Origin of the sequence: Vibrio sp. 10N, from assembly GCF_036245475.1 — a bacterium.
In the GTDB taxonomy this organism is placed as follows: Bacteria; Pseudomonadota; Gammaproteobacteria; order Enterobacterales; family Vibrionaceae; genus Vibrio.
This window is the reverse complement of sequence record NZ_BTPM01000002.1, coordinates 563,276-587,993: the sequence shown is the minus strand read 5'-3', so window position 1 is coordinate 587,993 and position 24,718 is coordinate 563,276. Positions and strand designations below refer to the sequence as shown.

General features: G+C 47.4%; 19 protein-coding genes. All 19 read left to right on the top strand.

Features of this window, described 5'->3' with window-relative positions; all coding sequences use genetic code 11:
* The first annotated feature begins 115 nt into the window (after positions 1–115).
* The 19 genes from AAA946_RS18770 (at position 116) to AAA946_RS18680 (ending at position 24,706) form a co-directional block, all read left to right on the top strand.
* Complete coding sequence (locus tag AAA946_RS18770) at positions 116–487, top strand: MerR family transcriptional regulator (protein ID WP_338166299.1); 372 nt, start codon at positions 116–118, stop codon at positions 485–487.
* Between the two features lie 36 nt (positions 488–523).
* The gene (locus AAA946_RS18765; protein ID WP_338166298.1) at positions 524–1,693 is read left to right on the top strand and encodes an isovaleryl-CoA dehydrogenase; all 1,170 of its coding nucleotides are present in this window, start codon (positions 524–526) and stop codon (positions 1,691–1,693) included.
* A 9-nt stretch (positions 1,694–1,702) separates the two neighbouring features.
* Entirely contained in the window at positions 1,703–3,307 is a 1,605-nt protein-coding gene (locus AAA946_RS18760; RefSeq protein WP_338166297.1) for a carboxyl transferase domain-containing protein, read from the top strand.
* A gap of 9 nt (positions 3,308–3,316) precedes the next feature.
* Positions 3,317–4,114 carry an enoyl-CoA hydratase-related protein gene (locus AAA946_RS18755; protein ID WP_338166296.1) on the top strand — a complete coding sequence of 266 codons (798 nt, stop codon included), beginning with the start codon at positions 3,317–3,319 and terminating at the stop codon, positions 4,112–4,114.
* Positions 4,115–4,116: 2 nt separating this feature from the next.
* Positions 4,117–5,007, top strand: coding sequence for a hydroxymethylglutaryl-CoA lyase (locus AAA946_RS18750; RefSeq protein WP_338167200.1), 891 nt, complete (start codon positions 4,117–4,119; stop codon positions 5,005–5,007).
* 174 nt (positions 5,008–5,181) lie between these two features.
* The gene (locus AAA946_RS18745) at positions 5,182–5,763 is read left to right on the top strand and encodes a DUF4255 domain-containing protein (RefSeq protein ID WP_338166295.1); all 582 of its coding nucleotides are present in this window, start codon (positions 5,182–5,184) and stop codon (positions 5,761–5,763) included.
* A gap of 2 nt (positions 5,764–5,765) precedes the next feature.
* Entirely contained in the window at positions 5,766–6,572 is an 807-nt protein-coding gene (locus AAA946_RS18740) for a hypothetical protein (protein ID WP_338166294.1), read from the top strand.
* Positions 6,573–6,799: 227 nt separating this feature from the next.
* On the top strand, positions 6,800–8,350 hold the full coding sequence (locus AAA946_RS18735; RefSeq protein WP_338166293.1) for a phage tail sheath family protein: 1,551 nt from the start codon (positions 6,800–6,802) through the stop codon (positions 8,348–8,350).
* Positions 8,351–8,427: 77 nt separating this feature from the next.
* On the top strand, positions 8,428–8,904 hold the full coding sequence (locus AAA946_RS18730; protein ID WP_042497652.1) for a phage tail protein: 477 nt from the start codon (positions 8,428–8,430) through the stop codon (positions 8,902–8,904).
* A gap of 123 nt (positions 8,905–9,027) precedes the next feature.
* Positions 9,028–9,471, top strand: coding sequence for a phage tail protein (locus AAA946_RS18725; protein WP_338166292.1), 444 nt, complete (start codon positions 9,028–9,030; stop codon positions 9,469–9,471).
* A gap of 17 nt (positions 9,472–9,488) precedes the next feature.
* Positions 9,489–9,692, top strand: coding sequence for a hypothetical protein (locus AAA946_RS18720; protein WP_338166291.1), 204 nt, complete (start codon positions 9,489–9,491; stop codon positions 9,690–9,692).
* A 2-nt stretch (positions 9,693–9,694) separates the two neighbouring features.
* Entirely contained in the window at positions 9,695–10,357 is a 663-nt protein-coding gene (locus AAA946_RS18715) for a CIS tube protein (protein ID WP_338166290.1), read from the top strand.
* A 12-nt stretch (positions 10,358–10,369) separates the two neighbouring features.
* Complete coding sequence (vgrG, locus tag AAA946_RS18710) at positions 10,370–12,163, top strand: type VI secretion system tip protein VgrG (RefSeq protein ID WP_338166289.1); 1,794 nt, start codon at positions 10,370–10,372, stop codon at positions 12,161–12,163.
* 22 nt (positions 12,164–12,185) lie between these two features.
* On the top strand, positions 12,186–12,485 hold the full coding sequence (locus tag AAA946_RS18705) for a PAAR domain-containing protein (RefSeq protein WP_338166288.1): 300 nt from the start codon (positions 12,186–12,188) through the stop codon (positions 12,483–12,485).
* 15 nt (positions 12,486–12,500) lie between these two features.
* Positions 12,501–12,950: a GPW/gp25 family protein gene (locus tag AAA946_RS18700; RefSeq protein ID WP_338166287.1), complete on the top strand. Its 450-nt coding sequence runs from the start codon at positions 12,501–12,503 to the stop codon at positions 12,948–12,950.
* Positions 12,947–16,987, top strand: coding sequence for a hypothetical protein (locus AAA946_RS18695; RefSeq protein WP_338166286.1), 4,041 nt, complete (start codon positions 12,947–12,949; stop codon positions 16,985–16,987). The genes AAA946_RS18700 and AAA946_RS18695 overlap by 4 nt, the downstream gene beginning before the upstream one ends.
* 2 nt (positions 16,988–16,989) lie before the next feature.
* Positions 16,990–17,811: a hypothetical protein gene (locus tag AAA946_RS18690; protein WP_338166285.1), complete on the top strand. Its 822-nt coding sequence runs from the start codon at positions 16,990–16,992 to the stop codon at positions 17,809–17,811.
* Between the two features lie 2 nt (positions 17,812–17,813).
* Positions 17,814–20,240, top strand: a complete 2,427-nt coding sequence (locus AAA946_RS18685) for a hypothetical protein (protein ID WP_338166284.1) — start codon at positions 17,814–17,816, stop codon at positions 20,238–20,240.
* Positions 20,237–24,706, top strand: coding sequence for a contractile injection system tape measure protein (locus AAA946_RS18680; protein WP_338166283.1), 4,470 nt, complete (start codon positions 20,237–20,239; stop codon positions 24,704–24,706). Before AAA946_RS18685 ends, AAA946_RS18680 begins: the two co-directional genes overlap by 4 nt.
* The last annotated feature ends 12 nt before the right edge of the window (positions 24,707–24,718 follow it).

The following is a 24,718-nucleotide window of genomic DNA, read 5'->3' as shown; positions in this document are numbered from 1 at the left end:
TTTACGTAAACGTAAAGAAACGAATTTAAAAACCAAGCTCAAAGAACGCCGTGATTGCGTAACACCGTCATTGAGCGCAAACGGATTAAGACCTTAGAACCCGGAGAGTTGTAACGTGGACACCTATAAGATCAGTGAACTGGCAAAAGAATTTGATATCACCACAAGAAGTATCCGTTTTTACGAAGATGAAGGTCTGATCCAACCAGACAGAAAAGGGAGTATGCGCATTTATCAACGTCGCGACAAAATACGCTTAAAGCTTATCTTGCGTGGGAAACGCCTCGGTTTTTCCCTCGCTGAAATCAGGGAACTGTTCGAGCTATACGACACCCATCAGGAAGATGACCAGCTAACCAAAATGCTCAAAATCATTGATGAAAAGGAAGCCGTACTCAAAAGGCAGCTCGACGATATCAATACACTACTGGAAGACTTAACCATTGCGCGTCAACGATGTGAAACCGCGCTCTCCAAAACGGAGTAACCGACGTTAAGCCCTTGTCCAGTATGAGGAGGATCCATGTTCACTCACTATCGTCCCATGGACTTTGGTTTAGACGAATCGGTCAATTTACTTCGTGACCACGTGGGCAACTTTGCACGCGAATGCATTGCCCCACTTGCCAGCGACATCGATAACAATAACGCCTTCCCCAATGAGTTGTGGTCACAGTTTGGTGAGATGGGCTTACTCGGCGTGACCGTCAGCGAACAATATGGCGGAGCGGGCATGGGGTATCTGGCTCATGTTGTCGCCCTCGAAGAGATCAGTCGCGCTTCGGCTTCTGTCGCCCTTTCCTACGGAGCACACTCCAACCTATGTGTGAATCAGATATACCGTAACGGCAACCAAGCACAAAAGGACAAATACCTTCCTAAACTTGTTGATGGGTCCCATGTGGGTGCCCTTGCTATGAGTGAAGCCAATGCGGGCTCTGATGTTATCAGTATGCAGCTCAGAGCAGAGCGTTATGATGACCACTTTATTCTAAACGGTAGCAAAATGTGGATCACCAATGGACCCGACGCAGACGTATTAGTGGTATACGCAAAGACAGACCCCAACGCGGCTCAGCATGGTATTACGGCCTTCATCATCGAAAAGAAGTTTGATGGATTTAGCCATGCTCAAAAGCTGGATAAACTCGGCATGCGCGGCTCCAACACCTGTGAGCTGGTGTTTCAAAATTGTAAGGTGCCTATCGAGAATGTGCTCGGTGACGTCAACCGTGGCGTGGAGGTGTTGATGAGCGGCCTGAACTACGAACGCGTCGTACTCGCCGCAGGCCCGCTTGGCATAATGCAAGCATGCTTAGATCTTGTTGTCCCCTATGTCCACGAACGCAAACAATTTGGTAAAGCCATCGGTCAGTTCCAATTGGTACAAGCAAAACTTGCCGACATGTACACCCGTGGCAATGCAGCACGTGCCTACCTGTATGCCGTTGCCAGCGCGTGTGATAGAGGCGATATTACGCGAAAAGACTCCGCTGGTGTCATTCTTTACACCGCAGAACTTGCTACTCAGATGGCGTTGGATGCAATCCAACTGCTTGGTGGTAATGGCTACATCAATGAATACCCCGCAGGACGATTGCTGAGAGATGCCAAGTTATATGAAATTGGCGCTGGGACCTCAGAGATTCGTCGCATGTTGATTGGTCGCGAACTGTTTGATGAGTCGAAGTAAGGAGCCCCTATGCCACAAATCGTCACAAAGATTAAACGCGACTCTGAACTCTACCAAGACAATGTCGATGCTATGACAACATTAGTTGAGGAGATGCAAACACACCTCGAACTTATCAAACAAGGTGGTGGAGAAAGAGCGATTGAACGCCAAAGGAAGAAAGGCAAACTCCCTGTTCGCGAACGGATTGAAACTCTACTGGATCAAGGTGCTGATTTTCTCGAAATTGGTCAATTTGCAGCATGGGATGTCTATGACGAGGCTATCCCCTGCGCGGGCGTCGTCGCGGGTATTGGTCGTGTCAGTGGCGCTCTGTGTATGATTATCGCCAACGATCCATCAGTCAAAGGCGGCACCTACTACCCGTTAACCGTAAAGAAGCACCTCAGAGCACAAGAAATTGCGGCGAAATGCCAGCTTCCGTGTATTTATCTGGTCGACTCTGGCGGGGCGAACCTTCCTCATCAAGCGGAAGTTTTTCCAGATAAAGAACACTTTGGGCGCATCTTTTTTAATCAAGCACGTATGTCTGCCCAAGGTATTCCCCAAATAGCCGTGGTGCTTGGACTGTGTACCGCTGGTGGCGCTTATGTACCTGCTATGGCCGACGTGGCAATTATGGTGAAACAACAAAGCACCATTTTTTTAGCCGGTCCTCCTTTGGTTAAAGCAGCCACTGGCGAACAAGTATCTGAAGAAACCCTAGGCGGCGCCGATGTTCACTGCAAAAAGTCCGGAGTTGCCGATTACTATGCGGACAATGAACGGCACGCATTAGAGATAGCCAGACAAGCCATCGCCAATACAAATCAGAAACTCCCAAGTGACATTACATCTGAAGTTTTGCAGCCCAAGTACGATGCTCAAGAGCTCTATGGCATTGTTAATCGTGATTTACGCTTGTCATTTGATGTGCGCGAAGTGATCGCTCGGTTGGTGGACAACTCTGAATTTGATGAGTTCAAAGCGCTGTTTGGCACGACCTTAGTATGCGGCTTTGCTCGCATTGACGGGCAGCTCATCGGGGTGGTGGCAAACAACGGCATTTTGTTTTCAGAATCCGCTCAAAAAGGCGCGCATTTTATTGAGTTGTGTGCCAAGCGGAAAATTCCGCTTCTATTTTTGCAAAACATCACCGGTTTCATGGTGGGGAAACAAGCGGAAGAAGGCGGCATTGCAAAGCATGGTGCCAAACTCGTCATGGCCGTATCTTGTGCTGATGTACCTAAATTTACGGTCATTATTGGCGGCTCTTACGGTGCGGGCAACTATGGCATGTGTGGCCGAGCCTACGACCCAACCATGATGTGGATTTGGCCGAACGCTCGTATTTCAGTGATGGGCGGTATTCAAGCAGCTAACGTACTGGCTCAGGTAAAGCGCGAGGTAAAACAGCGCCAAGATCTTACTTGGGAGCCAGAGCAAGAACACCATTTTAAGCAACAGATTATCGACAATTATGAGCGTGAAGGCAGCCCCTACTATGCCAGTGCTCGGCTTTGGGACGATGGCATCATCGACCCCAAAGATACACGGCATGTCATAAGCCAAGCACTAAACGCTGCACTCAACGCACCGATAGCAGACAGTGAATTTGGAATTTTCCGAATGTGAGGCAAAACGATGAGCGAACATATATTACTCGAAGTCACTCAATCTGGCGTTGCCACTATCACGCTCAATCGACCAGATAAAGGCAATGCATTCTCGGACGAGACCATTGAAGCGTTGCTACAAGCACTAGAGACCATTAAGAGCCAGCCTGCGGTTCGCTGTTTGCTCCTCAAAGGGAAAGGCAAACATTTTTCAACTGGCGCTGATCTCAACTGGATGAAATCTATTGCAAATAGCAGCTATGAGGACAACCTAGCCGATGCCAAACGACTGGCGTTGCTTATGTCGACCCTCAACGAGCTACCTGTCCCTACCCTCGCTGCCGTGCAAGGTTGTGCTTTTGGTGGCGCACTCGGTTTGATCTGCTGTTGTGATATCGTCATTGCAGCGCCCAACAGTGTGGCATGTTTTAGCGAGGTAAAACTTGGGCTTATCCCAGCGACAATCTCCCCTTACGCTGTTCAAGCGATAGGTGTAAGAGCGTCACGACGCTATATGCTCACAGCCGAAAGAATTTCTGCACAAACAGCTCTGGAGTTAGGATTGTTTCACCAAGTCTGTGAATCCACAGACTTGGATGAGGTGCTCACAGACATCATTAACCATGTACTCAGCAATAGTCCGATTGCCGTAGCTGAAACCAAAGCACTCATAGAGCGCTGCACTGACAGCATAGACGATGGATTAATTCTTCATACCGCCACTCTAATTGCCAATGCGCGTGCCTCAGAACATGGACAGCAAGGTTTAAGCGCGTTTTTAAACAAAACGGAGCCTAATTGGCACTCTAAGGTAGATAGGCCATGAGTATGACGCTGCCTACATCAGTTAATATTGTTGAAGTTGGCGCAAGAGATGGGCTGCAAAATGAAACGCAAGTTTCACTAAATGCTAAAGTCGAGCTCATCAATGCCTTATCGCAAACTGGCCTGCGTTATATTGAAGCTGGCGCGTTTGTTTCAGCGAAACGCATTCCTCAAATGAGTGACTCCGATCAGGTCTTTGCCCGTATTCAACGCCATCCTGACATCACCTATTCTGCATTAACACCCAATGTGAGAGGGTTCGAAGCCGCTTTAGAGGCCAATGCCACCGAAGTGGCGGTATTTGCCTCTGCCTCAGAAACATTTAGTCAAAACAACATCCATTGTTCCATTACCGAGAGTTTAACGCGCTTTGAACCTGTCATAGCACTCGCAAAACAACACAATATTAGGGTGCGTGGATATCTGTCCTGCGTGGCTGACTGCCCTTACGAAGGCGCAACCCCCGCCAGTCAAGTTGCGTTGATCGCGAAAGCGATGCACGACATGGGCTGCTACCAAGTGTCTCTGGGCGACACTATAGGCACTGGAACACCACTTCGCATTGCGGCAATGATAGACGCTGTTTCAAAAGATGTTCCGCTCTCTCAACTTGCTGTCCATTTTCACGACACCTATGGCCAAGCCATTGCGAATATCTATCAAGCCCTGACGATGGGCATTAATACCATTGATAGCAGTGTCGCCGGTCTCGGTGGTTGCCCATACGCCCCTGGTGCAAGTGGCAATGTCGCAACAGAAGATGTGCTATATCTTTGTCACGGTTTAGGCATTCATACCGGGGTTGAGTTAAATAGTGTTATCAAAGCTGCGAAAGTAATCTGTCAAACACTCAATAAGACACCTCAATCAAAAGTAACTCAGTCATCAAAATAGAGTAAACAGCCCACATCATTAAATAACAGAAAAGACACACGGTATTATGGGAACGCTCATTTAAAGTTACTGATTAGTCTACATAATAAATCATACTAATTTGCCGGATAAAAACAAATATCACTTTCTGTTGAGTTGCACTACACTAGACTCATCTAATTTATGAGGTTGTTTATGCTGGATAATTGTCTTGAATATCTCTGTCAACGAATTAATCAATCATTACATACAACATTCGATTTATCAGAAGACCTTGCCATTGTTTCTGCCCCTAGTGATTCCAATAAGAATTCAGCAGGTCAAAATGATAATAAGGTATTGATATTTCTTAGTGGTATTGAACGAGACCCTTATTCAAAACCTGGGCAAATGGCCGCCTTTTCGTCACAACCTGGTGGCGCTATTACTGGCAAACCTCTGTACTTATCCATTTCTGTCGTCGTGGCTTCAAATTTTTCTTCAACAAACTATACCGACGGATTAAAAATTCTTTCTCACGTGCTGGCTTTTTTTCATAGAAATCCAATATTTAATCGTCAGAATTCCCCTGACATGCCTGAATTTGTTGAACAAATAGGCCTCGAGATGGACGTGATACCCGAAGGACAATTAAGCCATATGTGGAGCATGTTAGGTTCTAACTATTTACCTTCCTGCGTGTATCAAGTTCGCGTTGCAATACCCAATAGCGATACGCTATTACGCCAAGCGGGTCGATTGTCTTCTATCAAACCTAAGCTGTCCAATGAGGTGTGATCATGTCCAACTACACGCCATTCCTCACCATCAGAGTCGACCATGACTACTTTACAAATGCCACCGGCTCAGCACTGCTCTCCCTTATACCGACAAACAAGTCATTGGAGTGGTTACGTCAGCACCATATGTTTGCGAAGCAATCACCTGACGGGCTGACTATTTTTTGTGACCCAGAGCGCATTGATGACATCTCTCCCGCAGACGAAGAGTATCGCTTACAGTTTCATATCACCTCTGCTGATCCCTACTTTAGAAATTATACTCAAATTGATGATCTCGATATCAAGTCATTAGCACTCTTCAATTGCCAGTCGAGCGATATTAACAACCCTATCACTGAGGTGGCCCAGTGGATAAACTCTACCAAAATCAACAACCTTAATTATATAGAGCCCATTACTGAGCGTGATATAATCAAAAATCTCGTAGGAGTAATTAATTTTTTGGAACCAAGTTCACAGTTTGGGAATTTAAAAAAGGCAATCAATCTTCGATTCCGGAATAACTCTGCAATTTGGCAGTACTTTATTCCTGCATATTTAGCTGATAAAAACATCAGTATAATAGATATCAAAAGCAATTATTCCTTTCATAAGAAAAGTGAAATTCTGTTAGGAAAGACTAGGTTTATGATTTTTGAATCAGACACTAAACTCCCTATACACAAACGCTCAGAGCTTAATTTACAACTACGAAGTGACCAGAGAATATTATTGAGAAGATTAGCAACAGCAAGTCCAGAACATATGAAATGGCTTGATACTGAACCACAAAAAACGCCCCTATGCCATATCTACATCCAGTAGGTAAATACTAATAAAAATGTAATGAAAGCAATACCTTGCTATTTTTTACTTTTCTTGACAGCCTAATTAGCACCATCTATACCTAAGACTAAAGTTAATTACATACAACTTTTCTAGTACTTGTGTATTAGTAATTAGACTCGCAACAACGTCAGTACTGAGCCAGGCTTTCTCAGGGTAAACGCGAGCGTGAAATATTCATAAATGAAACCAAAAAGGAATTCACTATGGGTGTAATGAAGACCCCAGGCGTTTACATCGTCGAGAAAAATGCCTTTCCCAACTCCGTCGTTGAGGTCGCGACCGCTGTACCTGCGTTTATCGGCTATACGCAAAAAGCGGACAATGGCGGCAAGTCATTAAAAAATGTCCCTTGGCGAATCACATCCATGTCGGAATTTCGTCAGTATTTTGGTGACGCACCAGCACCAGCTTTCGAAATCGCCGATGCGGCTGACGGAGCGACAGAGATTGCGTTTAGCCAACAAGATAAGTCTTATCAGATCAGCCAATCAAACACCAAATATACGCTCTATTACAACATGCTGTTCTTCTTTCAGAACGGTGGTGGCCCTTGTTATATCGTTTCTGTCGGGTCATACAGTGACGATATTGACCCTGGGGTGCTCAAAGGTGGTATCGACCCACTAATTAAAGAGCCCGAAGCCACCATGCTAGTGATCCCGGAGAGTGTGCAGCTTGCCGAAGCAGACTGCATTAATGTCCAGCAAGCCATGCTTGGGCACTGCGGCGGAAAGATGAAGAACCGTGTTGCCATCCTGGATATTTGGGGGGGCTTCAAAGATCGCCAACATCCAGATGGCGATTGTGTTGAGAACTTCCGCTCCGATCTTGGTATTAACTACCTCGATTACGCCGCTTCTTACTACCCTTGGCTCAACACTTCTATCGTTCAAGACAGCGACGTCGACTTTCATAACATCAGTAATCCGGACAAATTGACTGAACTCCTTACCAATGAGGTCAACGCTGCCTTTCAAGATCTCGAAGGTCTGTCAGAAGAAGACCTAAATAGCGGCGGCAATAAGCTGCGCGCGACACGCAAACAACAGATGTTGGATGAAATTGCCAAACTGGGCACTGAGCTCTCCGACACTGAACAGGTTCTTCTAAACAAAGTACTGCAAACCATCAGTCCGCTTTATCAAACCATCATGGCAGAAGTTAAACATCAACTTAACGTACTGCCACCTGCTTCGGCAATGGCGGGTATCTATACCATGGTTGATAACTCACGTGGGGTTTGGAAAGCACCAGCTAACGTCAGCATGAATGCGGTGATCTCGCCAACCGTAAACATCAGCGATGACGAGCAAGAAGATCTCAACGTCACGACACAGGGCAAGTCCATCAACGCAATTCGACCGTTTGTTGGTGAAGGTACCTTGGTTTGGGGTGGCCGAACCCTAGATGGCAATAGTCTGGATTGGCGATACATCAACGTTCGCCGCACCATGATCATGCTTGAAGAGTCTATCAAACTCGCTTCCAAAGCTTATGTATTCGAGCCAAACGTCGCCAGTACTTGGGTTTCGATGGAGAGCATGATCAGTAACTTCCTATACGGTATTTGGAAGCGTGGTGGTCTTGCTGGTGCTGCACCTGCTGAGGCTTACAGCGTGAGCGTCGGTCTCGGCAAAACAATGACGGGAGACGACATACTAGAAGGCATCTTGCGCATCACTGTTTTGGTCGCAATTACCCGTCCAGCCGAATTTATTGAAATCACGTTCCAGCAAAAAATGCAGGAATCGTAACGTATTGCACTCAAAGCGTAGAGGACGTCTTGTCGTCCTTTGAACTTTAAAAATCGAATTATCGAAAGGAGATAACCATGGCAGATGATGGTTCAGCTCAATCAGAAACCGTATGGCCGATGCCGAAGTTCCACTTTGAAGTGAAATGGGACGGTGGCGCAGGCTCTGATGCAAAAATGGTCGCAGCATTTCAAGAGATCTCAGGTCTAGATACCGAAGCGCAACCTATCGAATACCGCGCTGGTAACAGCAAAGTGTTCTCAACAGTAAAAATGCCAGGCATCGTCAAAACCAGCAATGTCACCATGAAAAAAGGCATTTTCAAGAGCGATAACAAGTTCTATGACTGGTACAGCAAGATCAAGATGAACACCATTGCTCGTACCGGTGTGACGATCAACCTATTAGATGAAAGCGGCTCACCCGTCATGAGTTGGAAGCTAAAAAATGCATGGCCAACCAAAGTGACCGGTACCGACTTGAAATCTGATGGTAACGAAGTTGCAGTTGAGACCATTGAGCTCGCTCACGAAGGGTTGGAGATTTCAACTTAATCAATTTGCACTCCCCTGCCAAATCATGGGCTTGTCCCTATAAACGCATTGAATGCAGCTGTAAGCGCACGTCCGTGATTTGGCAACAAGTAACAATAATAATCATAAGAGAACAAGGTTTACATGGCAGACGAATGGCCGCTTCCGGCATTTTATTTTTCCGTTGTGATTGATAGCAACGACGATGATTCCGCTTTCCAAGAAGTGTCTGGTATCGAAACTCAGGTAGAAACCGAAGAGTATCGAGAAGGTGGCAACAATCTTACCTATCACCTGCCTAAAGCCATTAAAAGCTCAAATCTAACGCTTAAACGCGGTATCGCTGATTCCAGCTCTGCGCTCATTCAGTGGTGCCAAGAAATATTAGATGCTCAATTATCGAGCGCAATCACCACCAAAACTGTATCGGTGCGACTGCTGGATGAAACCGGGAGCCCATGCCGAGTGTGGGAGCTATACAACGCCTACCCAGTGAAATGGCGCGTCGAAGGGTTTAACTCCACCAAAAATGAAGTCGCCATTGAAGAAATCGAGATCTGCTATAGCCGATCATCCAGAACTCAATAACCGCGAGCTAAAGCGTTATGCCAATAGAAATCAAGCAACTGTCCGTCAAATCGAATGTCGTTTCTCCAAAAGAGAGTGACGTCAATGCGTCAAAAAAAAGTTGTGGCAACGAACCCTCTAGCCAACTAACCGGTAGTGCCGATTCAGCTCGCACAGCGCCACAGTTTGCACTGTTGAAATGGACACACCGCAAGCTACAGCAGGAAGCGAGAGAGCGTTAGTTATGGTCGATAAACTCAAAATAGTGTCTATGCCGAGTTCTGGTTCATCACAAACCTTTACCGCTATGCTCAATCCAAACTCGATCAAACATGACTTTGGTATTGGCTACACCGATGACCCTTGCAAACATCAGCAGTCACAGGGGGATATCGCTCCAACGGTTCAGTTTCAAGGCTATCAAAGTGAAAAATTGGATTTTGAAATCATGATCGACGCGACGGGCGTCGTTGAATACAAGGGAGGAGAATCGGTTCAGGATCAGCTTACGCAGCTAAAAGACGTGGCTTATGCCTACAACGGCAAGCAGCACGAACCTAACCCTGTCAAAATTACTTGGGGTAGCACCCTTAGCTTTCGGGGCCGTCTAACGTCAATGGCGGTTTCCTACGTACTGTTTGACTCCAGTGGTGTCCCATTGCGTGCTACTGTCACCATGAATTTCACACAGTTTCTCACCGAACAGGAAAAGGAAGCGCTAGCGAAAAAATCGTCCCCTGATCTGACTCACCACGTGATATTTAAAGCAGGAGATACACTGCCAAGTCTTTGCCATCAGATATACAACGACAGCTCTTACTATCCGGAAGTCGCTGCCTACAATCAATTGTCGAGCGTGCGTGGTATTCGCCCTGGCACCAAACTCTATTTTCCCCCTCTTGGTTAACGGAAACCTAGTATGGCTGAATCTCCAACTGTCACTAACTCTGACGTCACTACCTTTACTATCAAAGCCAATGGCAACGCTATCGACAGTGCTATCGGTGTGATCTCAGTAAATGTTTTTTATCAGGTGAATCACGTCGCTTACGCGGAACTGGAAATTGTTGATGGCAGCGTTGCAAAGCAAACATTTACCACAAGCACGAGTGATACCTTTAAGCCAGGAACTACGATTTCAATCAGTGCTGGCTACAACAGTGAAGAAGAAACCCTCTACGAAGGCGTGATCATTAGCCACGCCGTTCGCATTACTGACAGTAACCAAACAACGTTAAACATAACGTGTAAAGATCAAGCCGTTGCTCTGACCATCGCTCGAAACAGTAAGTCTTATTTACAGCAAACAGACAGTGATGTGATGCAGTCAATTATCGGTAACTACTCGAATGTCAGCAGCGATAAAGTCGACTCTACCTCCACCAAACATGACGAGTTGGTGCAATTTCACTGCACCGATTGGGACTTTGTACTTGCTCGAGCCGAAGCGAATGGCATGGTGGTTATCAATCAGCAAAACAAGCTTTCTATTACCACGCCGTCCACCAGCGACTCTGCACCACTCGTGGTCACCTACGGCACTGACCTATTCAACCTCTCTGCGGAGATTGATGCCAGAACACAGCTGAGCCAAGTGACGAGTGTTGGTTGGGATCCTAGCCAACAAAAAATGCTGTCAGAGCAAACTGCGGCATTGTCGATTTCAGATCAAGGCAACCTTAGTGCCAGTGATCTTGCTGCCGTTTTGGGTATCTCCGATTTTCGAATGCAGAGTTCGGCAACGTATCCACAAGACGCTCTCACCAGTTGGGCCAAAGGTCAACGAACCAAGTCTATGCTCTCCAAAGTTCGCGGCACGGTGACATTTCAGGGCAATGCCAAGGCGAAAATTGATTCTCTCATTGAGCTTGCTGGCGTGGGCGATAGGTTCAATGGCTCGCATTATGTCGGCGCGGTCCATCATCGAATTGATAAAGGTCAGTGGCTAACAACGGCAGAGCTAGGTCTATCCCCTATGTGGTCCACTGAACACCGAGATCTTGGCGCGCCACCAGCTGCCGGCTGGATACCACCAGCCGACGGTCTGCAAATTGGCGTGGTTAAAAAACTCGATGAAGACCCAGAGTCACAATATCGCATCCAAATTGAGGTACCAGCACTTGGCGATAGTGACAACCTCGTTTGGGCACGTATCGCTAACTACTATGCCACCAGTGAAAGTGGCAATTTCTTTATTCCTGAAATTGGTGATGAAGTCATCCTTGGTTACATCAATCAAGACCCGGGACAGCCAATCATCTTAGGTAGTCTATACAGCAGTAAACACACGGCCCCGTATGACCTGACCTCAGATAATTACACCAAAGCAATCGTCACCAAAAGCAAACTCAAGATTGAGTTTGATGATGAAAACAAAGTCATCACCATCACTACACCCGAAAATAATTGCGTCACTCTGAGCGACGAGGACAAATCCATCAAATTGTCGGACCAAAATAGCAACACCATCACTATGAATGAGAGCGGGATCAAAATCGATACGCCCAAAGATCTCACTCTTTCTGCCACTGGTGACATTTCCATTAAATCGACCGGCGGCACCAGCATCGAAGCCACATCGGATGCCAGTTTGAAAGGGCTTAACGTCACCGTCGAGGCGCAAACAGGACTGACAGCCAAAGGTTCTGCTACCGCCGAGTTTTCTGCTTCCGGCATCAACACCATTAAAGGTGCGATGGTCAAAATTAACTAACGCGATAGAGAGGAGACAAGGAATGCCCTTTGCAGCGCGAATTACAGATATGCACGTCTGCCCGATGGTAACACCGGGTCTGCCCCCTGTTCCTCATGTCGGCGGTCCCGTGATTGGGCCAGGTGTACCGACAGTCCTGATTGGCAGCATTCCTGCATCTATCGTTGGAGACATGTGCACATGCGTAGGGCCACCTTCAACGATTATTAAAGGCTCAGCTACCGTCATGATTGGTGGCATGCCAGCGGCAAGAGTGGGTGATACTACAGACCATGGTGGCAATGTTGCCATGGGCTGTCTTACCGTGCTCATTGGCGGTTAATAGGAGTCTATCAAGATGAGTCGTAACAATGGTTTTCTAGGCACTGGATGGGCGTTTCCGCCAAGCTTCGATTCTGAAAGCCGCAGCGCCAAATTGTGCAGCAATGAGCAAGATATTCGACAAAGCTTGACCATTTTACTCTCCACTGCACCGGGAGAGAGAATCATGCACCCTGAATTTGGCTGTGGCATTCAAAAATTTGTCTTCGCGGAACTTAATCGAACTACCCTCACCGAGCTGGAGTCGGAAATACGACGCGCCATTTTGCTGTTTGAATCACGAATCGACTTACGAACCCTTGTACTAACCCCTGAGCCATTAGAAGGAAAGATTGTTATAGAGATCGATTACGACATCGTCAGCACTAACACACGCGACAACATGGTGTATCCCTATTACCTGCAAGAAGGCACACTCATTAGTCCAGATCTTCTGCCTCTTGATGCCTCTGGGAGCCGCCTATGACCACTCAGGCCGAGCGCCACAATCCCGCTCTTGATAACGGTTTCTTCCAGCCGCATGAGCTTAGCTTCGAGCAATTGATATTGTGGGCTAAGCAGTTCGCCTCGCTTATCCCTTACCGTAATGAATTTGACCAACAAACCGGTGACTGGGGCGCGTTGTTTGAAAAGAACGAACTGGTTGTGTGTGCAGCAATCCTTTCTGTCGACGAAAAAGCGTGGAAACAGCAATTCAAACAAACTCAACATGGCGATGTTGAACAGACGCTCAGTTTTATACTGAGTGTGTTTAAACAGCTTGAAGATTGGTATCACCATCTGCCAACTACACCGGAGGTGAGCTATCGACTCAAGTTCACCCTTCTCAACGCATGCCAAACGCAATTACGAGAATCATTCCAACAGTTGTATCGCGTCACACCCACACAATATCACGCGCAATTTGTGCCATTTGATGCCATGTGGCAGCTTTCTAGTCCCAAAGCGACCAGTGGAAAAACCACTGTTTACGAAGAAGCGCAACATTGTCTGTCGCGCATTTTGGTGGTGATTGCCTCTCTCAAATCAGAATGTCGAAAGACGTTTGATGTGTCATTAAAGCATGGTGAGCACCCCCCTCAATTGGCGCTGTACCTTAGCTTTCTGAAACTATTTGAACGTGCGCAAGCTCGCATCAATACTTTCTCTCACCGTCATTTGCTGTTTTATTATCGCGATGTGCTCAAACAAGCACCTCAGCAAGCGACCCAGTCGCCTGTTTTCCTAAAGCTCTCAAAGAGCCAAGCAAGCCAAAAGCCGGTGGTTATCGAGCAAGGCCATAAATTCAGCCCGGGTAACGCGCCAGACTTTACACCGATTATCTATCACGCTGCTTATGGGATGAGCGTCACCGATGCCGAAGTGTGTAACCTTTTTCATTTTAGTCTGCGCCGTGACCCATTAATCTCACCAGAAAAAGAGCTGGGATTACCTTCAAGTGTGATCGGACAGAGACGAAGTCTCGATCCCGAAATGGCCGGGCATAAAAAAGACGAACAGAGTTCATTTGCACTGTTTGATAGCACTAAGCCGCTGAATGTCGGTGTCGACTCCGAACTGCAAGCAATGGGGTTAACAGTATCAGACCCAATCTTCGCGATGGCTGAGGGAGAGCGCTCTCTTAGCCTATTCTTTGAGCTTCAAGAAGTGGGCAGTAGCCAACTCTACCAAAGGTTGTCACTGCTTAGCCGAGAAGACAGTGATAACAATGCTACGACGTCAGATGACACCAGCGACGCATTAATCATAATCATCAAAGAGATCCTGGAGCTACAAATCCCTATATTCAGAGATTGGCAGATCCACATCGACAGCACTGAAATCGTTAATCATATTGACGAAACCGTGCTAAACAAGTTGCTTTCCATGCCTGCAGAAGCGCAGCTGCGTGCCCTCTATCGTGAGCTCTATCTCGCCCTTCTTTCCATCACATCACAAGCGCTGTTAGAGCAAGGCGTCAACACCAACGGTAAAGGCGACAAAGCACTACTATTTCGAGTAATAGGTCAACTCATCGCGAGGCAAGCGCTGTATAAGCAGCAATGGTTAAGCAAGGAACATATCACCACGGTCAGTACTCTCATTCAATCGCTAGTCGATGCGAAGCTCATCGATAAAACCGTGCATGCCACGCTAAGTCGATTGTTGGTTCACTCAAATACTCAAACCTTCTATGAGCTGTTTGAGGATGCATTTAACGTCGAGATCACGACAGAGGGCGGGTGGCAACATGTGAATCACGCCCAGCTCGTTCCCATTGAAGGCAGTCACAATGCTCAAATGGGTTTTGCACTGAATGTAACCTTGGAGCCCGGGTTCTCAGCGGTAAAACCAATAAAGCCCCTCAAACCGAATGCGCAAGCACAAGTCTATCCCGCTTTGCGCCTAACACTAAAGCCCCAGTGTCACTGTTTCCTCTATGCGGTACTCAGAGACTTTGAACTCGCAGAGGTGGTCATTAATTGTGAGGTATCAGGCGTATCTCAATTACAGCTGTTCAATCAAGATGGTCAAACAGATCCGAGCCAACCCTTCTATCCTTTTGGCGCTCAACCTAAAGACAACGCCTATTTGGTCATCGCCAGTAGAGAACTCGCCGCTAAACCTATTAAATCCATGTGTTTTCACTTCGATTGGGCTGACCTACCCCAGAGTCATGACGGCTTTAGGGCGCATTACGCTGAGTACCCATTTGATTTCAATAATCACAGTTTTCAGATCTCGACTCAGGTACTCAATAATGGGCGCTGGGGCGCCATCGGCCCCGACATGCAGCCTTTGTTTTCCCCTAAATATGGGCAATTAGAGCGCCACCACCACGTCCGAGTTAAGAGCATGCAAAACAGCTATCTGCCAAATACTCAGCCTTGGCCCATCATGCCTTACAGCCCACAGTCTCCGATTCGAAATGGGCTGTTCAAGCTCACTCTGAACGAACCAGATTGTGCATTTGGCCATAATGACTACGCCCTACTGCTCACTCAAACATTGAGTGAGAACGTCAAAACCAAAAAGCCTAAACCATTGCCAAATGCCCCTTATACGCCCTTGGTTGACAAACTAACAATAAGTTATCGTGCGACAAAGAAGGTTAACTTAACCGATATTAACGATGCACAAAGCTGCCGTATCGTTCATCTCCATCCTTTTGGGGAATCGCAAGTTTACCCACGCATCGGTAATCGTAGAGTCCATGTAGCAAGAATGCTGCCACAATACAGTGAAGATGGTCATGTGTTGCTTGGGATCCGAGCCTCCGACCTATCCGGCTATCTCAATTTGTATTTCTTGCTGGCTGAAGAATCCAGCCTACTTACACCGTTCTCGTCGCAGGATTACCAATGGTATTACTTGGTGGACAATATCTGGATGCCGCTGCCAGCCAAAAATATGATTCACGATACGACGCAAGGGTTCCTCAATTCTGGCGTAGTGACTCTCGACATTCCAGATGCAGCCAATACAGAACATACCGTAATGCCAACAGGCATGTATTGGCTTCGGGTCAGTACCAATAAAGGATTGGGACAATACCCTAAGTGCTATCACGTCGCGACGCATGTCATTCAAGCCAACCCGAGCGATGGCTTGAGCCAAGCGACCCAACCCTTTGCTCAATGGCAGCATCAACCAAAACTTGCCAATTTAGGCACGGTTGCTCAGCTCACTCCTATGGCGCAATGGCAGGCCAGTGAAGGTGAGCGCGAATGGATAACCAAAACCAGTGAATTACTCAGACATAAAGGAAAAGCAGAGAGTCCTTGGGACTATGAGCGCATAGTATTACAACACTTCCCTGCTATTGGTGCTGTCGATTGTTTCGCAGGCCGCCAATTTGATAGCGACAAGCCACAGCCAGGCCACGTTCTAGTCACTGTATTGCCCAACCAACTGAGCTGTGAACACGATCCGTGTGAGAGAAAAAACGTCAGTGCAGCCGACCTACTCGCCATTCAGACTTATTTGGCGGGCGTTAGTCGCCCTCAAACTCAGATTGCTGTCCGAAATCCCGGCTATGAAGAGATCCAAGTGCGCTGCACCGTCGCGTTTGCCGAAGGCGTTCATCATGGGTTAGCACTGCGCCAATTGGAGTACACCATCACGCAAGCATTATGCCCGTGGCATCAAGGTAGCCTCAACAAAGGTCTCGGCTGGACATTGTCCTTATCTAAGCTCACCGCGTTCATCAATCAACAGCCCAATGTCACTCATGTGAGTGGCTTATCAGTACTAAAGGTGACTCAGGATCCAAACAAAGAGTATGAGCTACTCGATAGCGCGCGCGTTGACGAACCCATATCCGCCAAACTGCCTTGGTACCTGCTCATTTCAGCCAAACATCATTTGATTAAACTGTCTTCACAGCCCCACTCTGTCGACCCAATACCCGCCGGCGTGGGCGATCTGACTATTGGCGAACAATTCATTTTAGCTGGACGTGACGGCGCTTCGGGAACCCTAGCAAACCGTCATACCAGCGATACGAACAAAGGGAGTCATTAACCATGCCTAAACGAAATCGAAGCACGTTAAAGAATTTCTTTCGCCCTGGAAACATGCCTTCTGCCGAGCACTTTTCGGATCTCATCGACTCTTGTGTTAACCAGGTCGAAGATGGATTTGAAAAGCCGCCCGCAACCGGATTACAACTTACCGCTCTCGACCAAGAACATTTACTCAGTTTCTATCAACAAAGTGATCGCGATACTGCACTTTGGCACATGGGGCTGGATGCCAAAACAACCAATCTGCACTTTAGGGCCAATCCCGCTGCAGATATCACCGATAGCCACATCGTCGCAAAGCCCAATCTGACTCTGACACCCACGGGTTTGGTTGGTGTTAACACCGCAGAGCCGAAGCAGGCATTAGACATCAACGGCACATTGGCATCACATGGCCGTGTCGGCGCACAAACGGTAGACACTCTGATCCCAGCCGACGGGCAATGGCATGACATCACTGAAAAGCTAGAAGGTTGCCAGATGCTGGAAGTCGTCGCCGGTATTGGAATTCGCCATACGGGGCGCTACGCAATGCTCCATGCTATCGCTACCAATACCTGCGCTCCGAACCATTGGTGGTGGCAGTGGCGACGCAAAAACCCAATCAAGGCACAGCATGCATTTTTCCGCTCTGCGGCGGATAAACTCCGACTTCGTTGGCTCCATGAAACTGAGTCTGGCACTGAGCGGCCGTACCGATTGCAAATTCGGACCAATACCAGCTATGGAGAGAATCGCTACATTCGCTATCACATCACTAAACTCTGGCACGACGACTACATGTCCGAATGTGAAGTTAGCAGTGATGATCAACAGGCATAACGATGACAAGCACCATATCTAGGCAAGCGCACCAAGAAGACCCAGACAAGTTTGAACGACTGTTCCAACTTGGGATCACTTATATCCAAGCGCTCAGTGGCAAGGTATGGACGGACTACAACACTCACGATCCGGGCGTTACGATATTAGAGCAGGTATGCTTCGCACTCACCGACTTAATTTATCGCTGTGATTTCGAGGTTCAAGACGTTCTTGCCAACGAATATGGTGTGATAGATTATGAACGGTTAGGGCTAGTCACTCACGACGCCATTTTTGCGGCACCACCACAGCTACCTTCAGAGTATGAATCTCTATTAAGCAACAGTATTCCAGAGTTAGAGAAACTCTGGTTCCAAGTGGATGACACTCACCCATACAGTGGCCTTTATCAAGTGTCGGGATTACTACAGCGCTTCTATCGCCAGCGTAGCAAAAACCAACAAGATGCCCATATTCAGAGCCCACCTCTCGATCACGCGAGTGTCGCCAGTGCCATTCGCTCTGTCTATTACTCCGTACGCGGCCTCAATGAAGACATTGCACACATCACAGTAACCGGTGAACACGAAGTCGCACTGCATGCTCGCATCGAGTTAAGTGACGAAGAAAGTGATGTCAACCACATCGCAGCCAAGGTCTATCAATATGCAGCTGAGTGGCTGCGTGAGAGGAACAATGACGATGTATCGGTATTACAAGAATCACTACTTTCTATATCGAGCGTCGTTTCAATCGCCAATCTAGTCGTCGTCCCGTATCAATCGGTCGAAGACGCACAAGCATCAAGCAAGCTTCCCAAACATGCCAGTTTGATCCTGCCTGAGAATCAAACTGAAATAGGCATAACACTGGTACAAAACCAACACGCGTTGCTGCTTGATGCCGCAGATATCATGATCCAGCTCGAACAGCTACGAGAATTGGAGACAGCCAATGAAAATCAAAACATTCCGTTTTACGACCTTCCTAGCGGACAATATCGCCAACTAGGTGGTTATGAATCGATTCAGACGTTATTTCCCCGTAACTATCAACTTGCGACTAAGCTGATCAATCGTTATGACCCTAAGTCTCAAGCTGAACGACATCAACTACGAAGCTACCTGCTGCTCTTTGATCAGTTAATGGCTAACTTTTGTGAAGACATTAATCAATTACCTGCTCTCTACTCTACGGAGTATCAAGGACTTGCCAGCTACCAACATCATGAGCTCCATGAGCATGAGTTTGTGAACATCGACAACCACTACCCGGCAAATGCGGAGGAAAGCCTTAAAGCACTACAGCAACACTTCGACCCTTACCCACAGCGAAAAGGACGTATATTTGATTACCTCATTGCCCTCTACGGAGAGCAATTTCCTGACGCCTTTCATCGAGCTTTTAATCCGTATTTCAGTGACAAGGAATTAGAATGGCGTCTGCTCGCTCACAAACAACACTTTATCCGTCATATCGCCACCATCACAAATCAGCGAGCAATCAGTGACAACCTACTAAACCCAGAACATCGCGGGGGCTATGCACAGAGGCTCTCCACACTATTGGGTCTCTCCTCGGCAGCGTACAACACAGAAAACCAAGACCGTACAGAGGGTGGCAAAAGCCATAGTGTTAGCCCAACGATCACTGAATATCTGCTAAACGTAGTCTCAGACGACGACTATCGTTGCAGTGACATTGGGAAGACCGCACTGTTTGAGCTTCAGCCCGCCGTTGAGCCATTCATGACGTCGATCCCTGAGCCTAGCGAACCTATCTCTCTCACCATTCAACAAAAACGTCAGTTGCGTGCTTCCGTCTATGCCATTAGTGGTCAAACACTGCCTGAATCTCTGCTGCAGTTTGGGGTAGACCATCGCCGCTATCGAATCTTACGAAATGGTCAGGAAGGTGAGTTTCGACTGCTGTTTGATATGGGAAGTGAACACCCGCAGCGCTGGCTCTATTTAGCGCGCTATAACCGTCACGACAAACTGGTGCGCTTTTGTGAGTGGTTACAAGCCTGGTTAATCGAATTGAATCAGCGCTCCGAAACCTTGTATGTCGTTGAACCGTTGATGTTAAGAAGCGATAAGGTCAATTCTCAAGGCGATAACAGTGTTGAAGATATCGATACGCTTGCCAATCGATTGTGTTTAGTCCTACCCAATTTCACCGCTCGCCACCAAAACTCCCTGTTTCAGAAACAGACAGAAGCAATGATACGCAGCAATACTCCTGCACACCTCTGTGTTCAAGTGCTTTGGTTAGATTTCTGCACCTTCTACGAATTTGAAAACCGTTATCATAGCTGGCGCCAGGCAAAATCCACCGCACTGACTTCACCGAATAACGAGTCCCAAGCTCACTGCGATGATGCCGCACAACAGTTATGGGCGCTTTTACGCCAGCCTCATGTCACCAGCGAGGCACTACTATTATGATGGACAACCAATCACTCGCACTCGATCCTAACGCTCAAAATCATGCCATTCATAAGGTGTTGCTAGAGGTAGATTTCGACAGCACTACCCATGCAGAGAGGTTTGCCGCCGAGATTTGTCCCAAGCTGGTTGCGGAGATCCTTCCTGCGGTGGAGGCAAAACTAAACGCCCTGATTCCCGCTGACACCGTAGTTAAGTTAGACGCGCTCACTATTGATTTAGGGACCATTTATCTAACGGATTCGGATAATGCTCACTTGTATTCTGTTTTGAAAGAACAGCTAACATGGCAACTCTATGACCAGCTATCGCATCAAATAAGTCACACGAACAGCAACCGCGATCGTTTACCTGCAGCGTCTAATCCACATCCGTCATCCTCCACGGCTGCAACAGAAACATTGAGCTTATTTGAATGGCAGCAAGCTTGGCATTTCCTCAATACAGGTCTACTGGAATGGCCATTTAAACAAACTCGTGACTGGCAGGATAACCAGCTGGAAAACGTATTATTAAATAACATTCAACGCTTTAGTCTAGCTATGTCTCAAAGTCGCAATGCGAGAGCCATCTATAAAAGAATGGCCCACCAGCTTTCTTCAGGGACGCTTTCCAAGTTGCTCCCTAGACTAAATTGTGATCAACGTATCTCTCTAATGAAGGTCTTGCTGGGCACCACCCACCATGAGCCCACTTTGCAATCAGCATTACACCAAGGCTGGCAAACTCGAATGTTAGACGCCATCCGTGCCCATCAGCTACAGCCTATGATGAGCATCTGGGATAGCCTGCTCACCCACTATCACAGTGCCATTATAAGTGCGCTATATCAGCAATCTCATAATAGCTCGCTACCCTTGCTACTGGTAAACTCGCTTTCCGTACCACAACGACTGGCGCTGCTGTATCGTTTGGAGCCATTAGAATACCCATTTCTACACCAACTCCTGAGTTTGCCTGACTTGTGGCAGCCGAAGGATAACCAACAGCAACCTAGTGACTCCCAATCATCTCGAGTCGTGCCGTCGCTTCTTTGGCAATTCACATTCCACTTTGTTTTAGTCGAGCGTGGCAGCCGATTTAATAAACTGCAGTACATGCGCAGCCTAATCGGACGTATGGCTGCCGAACGCAACGTGGACACCGCTACACTCATTAGTGAGCTTCGACGCCATCTCGACTCAACGCAAATTGACGGTGCACTGAGACAACAAATGTTGTTGATGCTGGACGACTTTTCAATATACGAACGTTCAGATCCCGATAAACGCGCTCATACACAAGGCCATCCATCAGAAACGAAACCGCACGGTAATCAGAACGCCGGTGCTGTGAAGCGCATTTCTCAGCTCGTCATACGTTTAAAAGCATCCAACATTGATCAGTCTTTGTTGAGCGAACTAGAGAGTGTGCTGAGTGAAGGCGCATTGTCCAAGGAGCTTTATAAGCAGTTTATTTCCGATGAAGATCTGCGCGAAGCGTTGTGGACATCGTTGTCTGATGATGCGTTAACGCTATTGCTGGACGTTTTTATCCAACAGCATTTTGATGAAAACCAGTCTGTCCCATTGGTTTCATCGTCAATCAATAAAATCGGTACTGACGATCCAGTAGACTCTTCTATTGAACAAAAATGGGAGTTACTAACTAAAAGCAAAACTGAGACAACAAGCTTTAATCATCGACTACTCATCGCCTTGCAATCAGGCAATGAAACCAGCCTTAAACAAGCATGGCCTAAAGATCCTAGCATCCTAAAATCATTATTGCTTTGGTCTGGTCAGCTCGCAGCTGTTCGCCGCCATTGGGTGGAAAGTTACACTAATCAAACGCTTCTCAACTTTACCGAACTCATTGAGCCTGCAGCGCTTCCAATCGTAAGCCAAGTGTTCAGTGAACAAGAAACGATTCGCCAGTCATTAATCGAATTGGTCACGCCAACCCCTGTCGAAACCCATATTCTGCGAGATAGCTTATGGGAGTTCACTTTTAGCTACTTGCTTATTGAACGCGGAAGTGAGTTCAACAATCGAAGTTACTTACTGTCTCTGACTGAGCAGATGGCAGCGCGGCGCAATATCGAACATCACGCATTACTGACGTCATTGATCACTGTGTTCTCCTCAGGTGCCAACGAAGTCCTTAAGCAAACCTTGCTCACGATGTCATCGCAGGTTAAAGCTTCCAACCAAACAACTGATGAATCCCCCATCACTGTTGCTCACTCTGTCGTTGAGTTCAACGTACAAACACATGAACTTTGGCTGGCAGTAACACAGCAGCTACCTAAGCTCTCCACGCAATTCTGGGTTGCACTGCTCAATGGACAACCAAAAGTTATCAAGTCATTCATTGATCATTCCAGCCGCGAAGCGAATGTGGATACTCGCCAAGCACAGAGGCTAATCCTAGCGATGATGAGTACGCCAAGGATTCAACATCGCTGGCTCAAAGCGATGTCTAACGAGGATCTGCTTACCGTAGTTAATTGGCTATTCCCCAATCAGCAGCCTCACCTGCAAACTTTGCTTTCACTCATCCAAACGCTGGAAACACACAAGGCAGCCCTGCGCTCACAAGGCTTGTCTTTTGGTTATATCGATACCAAGTCGCTCATTTGGACACCGCTATTTGTTAGGCTCTCCGTGTCAAGTTCTCAGCAAGCAATCCTAGAACAAGCAGTACTAGACTCGGCGCTACTTGCGCTGGTGTCAGCCATTGCAAAGCGCAGCCTTCAGTCTGAAGCTAACGTAGCCAGTAAACTGCTTAGTTTCGTTGCCGCTCACGCTCAAAGCCAACAGCGCGAATGGGTAAGCGACTTGTTAAGCTCGCTGTCAACGAGTCATGTCAATACTAATACGATGGCTCAGTGGCTAGATGAGATCCAAGCTTCAAACTCGGCCACCATTTGGCGCGCTGAACAGCGTCGACTCATTATCGCCGCGATCTTCGATACCCGCTCATCACTCGGTCAAAGTGCATTAACGCTAAATAGCCAAACAACTCAACGTGTTCTCACTCGCTTAGAGCAACCCATTAGCACGTCGCTCAAACAAAGCCTTGAGCTACTTTGTGGATTACTCGCTAAATGCAATGTTCCTGCTGTGTGGCTCTACCAACAGTTGCTGAGCACCAACCCGCCACAAACGCCAACCGAGTGGATAGAAGCCCTGTTTCACCAGCTCAATAAACAGTATCCCCAAAAAAGCCAAACCAAGCTTTACGCCGAGATGGTTGAGTGGATTAAGACCCAAGAACCTGCTCATCATCAAGTCTGGCTTTCAGCCGTGCCGGTTTCTTACCCCGCGCCTAAGTTAATTGAAACCTTGCTTGATGATGGTCAGACAGAATCTGCAGTGGCAGCCCTAGACGTCGCGTTAGCTTCGAAGCCACACACGATCAAAAGCCAACTGTCCAAAGCGCTACTCACTACTCACAAACTAGAACGCTGGATTACTGCGCTTTCTGCTTCAAGACATCTGTCGTTAATTTCAACATTGGCTCCAAACCTCTGGCCGATATTGGCTATCTATCAGTCACTTATGTCACACAGTCAAAACAACAAATATATTCATTTTGCGTTTTGGAAGATGCTATACCAACGAGTAATTGTAATCGGTGTGTCCGGTAATACATCTCAAACACTGGACTGGTTACTGACCGAACTATGCCAACTACCGCAGCTACAACAGATCTTCCAACTTTCCGCAGCAGACTCAACACAGCTTATGTCTAAACTCGAATTACCAAACTCTGTGATGGCGCTAGACAAAGTTTCGACCAGCAACGCTCAACGAGTGTCAAACATAGGCAGCTTTGTCGATCAGCCTAACAGCGTCGACAGCGCTCACCCTGTGGTAGAACAAATCAACCAAGCCCTGCGTCCTGCGCACAGCTTTGAGCGTGAAAAAACGGAAAGCGAACCTTTGTCCTGGCCATATCGCCAAGATGAGGTCGAAACATCAGAGCCCATCACCATCACCAATGCTGGGCTCGTTATTGCCGCGACTTACATCCCTGCTCTGTTTCAGCGCCTTGCCCTCACCCAAAACCAAGCGTTTGTTGATGAAGAGCACCAAGTCCAAGCGCTGTTTTGTTTGCAGTACTTGGTAGAAGGACTGACTGAGACGCCTGAGTATCTACTGGTGCTCAACAAACTATTGTGTGGAATGGATATACACCAGCCCATACCAAGCGACGTCGAACTTCCAGAAAACGCAAAACAAACCATCGATGGTTTGCTAACAGCAATGATAGCCCACTGGAGCGCCATCGGTTCCACCTCCATAGAAGGCTTACGAAGCACATTTTTACAACGCGAAGGCTATTTGACCAAAGAGGACAACCAATGGCAGCTACAAGTGATCCCCGGCACCTTTGACGTGCTGCTCGATCAACTGCCATGGAGTTTTCAGACCATCAAATACCCATGGATGGACCAACCCCTATTCGTGACTTGGCGCTAAGGATAACGTGAT

Coding starts and splice junctions, on each gene's coding strand:
- AAA946_RS18725 (WP_338166292.1), top strand. CDS start 9,028: ATGGCAGACGAATGGCCGCTTCCGGCATTTTATTTTTCCGTTGTGATT.
- AAA946_RS18695 (WP_338166286.1), top strand. CDS start 12,947: ATGACCACTCAGGCCGAGCGCCACAATCCCGCTCTTGATAACGGTTTC.
- AAA946_RS18760 (WP_338166297.1), top strand. CDS start 1,703: ATGCCACAAATCGTCACAAAGATTAAACGCGACTCTGAACTCTACCAA.
- AAA946_RS18705 (WP_338166288.1), top strand. CDS start 12,186: ATGCCCTTTGCAGCGCGAATTACAGATATGCACGTCTGCCCGATGGTA.
- vgrG (WP_338166289.1), top strand. CDS start 10,370: ATGGCTGAATCTCCAACTGTCACTAACTCTGACGTCACTACCTTTACT.
- AAA946_RS18735 (WP_338166293.1), top strand. CDS start 6,800: ATGGGTGTAATGAAGACCCCAGGCGTTTACATCGTCGAGAAAAATGCC.
- AAA946_RS18740 (WP_338166294.1), top strand. CDS start 5,766: ATGTCCAACTACACGCCATTCCTCACCATCAGAGTCGACCATGACTAC.
- AAA946_RS18680 (WP_338166283.1), top strand. CDS start 20,237: ATGATGGACAACCAATCACTCGCACTCGATCCTAACGCTCAAAATCAT.
- AAA946_RS18700 (WP_338166287.1), top strand. CDS start 12,501: ATGAGTCGTAACAATGGTTTTCTAGGCACTGGATGGGCGTTTCCGCCA.
- AAA946_RS18715 (WP_338166290.1), top strand. CDS start 9,695: ATGGTCGATAAACTCAAAATAGTGTCTATGCCGAGTTCTGGTTCATCA.
- AAA946_RS18745 (WP_338166295.1), top strand. CDS start 5,182: ATGCTGGATAATTGTCTTGAATATCTCTGTCAACGAATTAATCAATCA.
- AAA946_RS18750 (WP_338167200.1), top strand. CDS start 4,117: ATGACGCTGCCTACATCAGTTAATATTGTTGAAGTTGGCGCAAGAGAT.
- AAA946_RS18755 (WP_338166296.1), top strand. CDS start 3,317: ATGAGCGAACATATATTACTCGAAGTCACTCAATCTGGCGTTGCCACT.
- AAA946_RS18685 (WP_338166284.1), top strand. CDS start 17,814: ATGACAAGCACCATATCTAGGCAAGCGCACCAAGAAGACCCAGACAAG.
- AAA946_RS18690 (WP_338166285.1), top strand. CDS start 16,990: ATGCCTAAACGAAATCGAAGCACGTTAAAGAATTTCTTTCGCCCTGGA.
- AAA946_RS18720 (WP_338166291.1), top strand. CDS start 9,489: ATGCCAATAGAAATCAAGCAACTGTCCGTCAAATCGAATGTCGTTTCT.
- AAA946_RS18765 (WP_338166298.1), top strand. CDS start 524: ATGTTCACTCACTATCGTCCCATGGACTTTGGTTTAGACGAATCGGTC.
- AAA946_RS18730 (WP_042497652.1), top strand. CDS start 8,428: ATGGCAGATGATGGTTCAGCTCAATCAGAAACCGTATGGCCGATGCCG.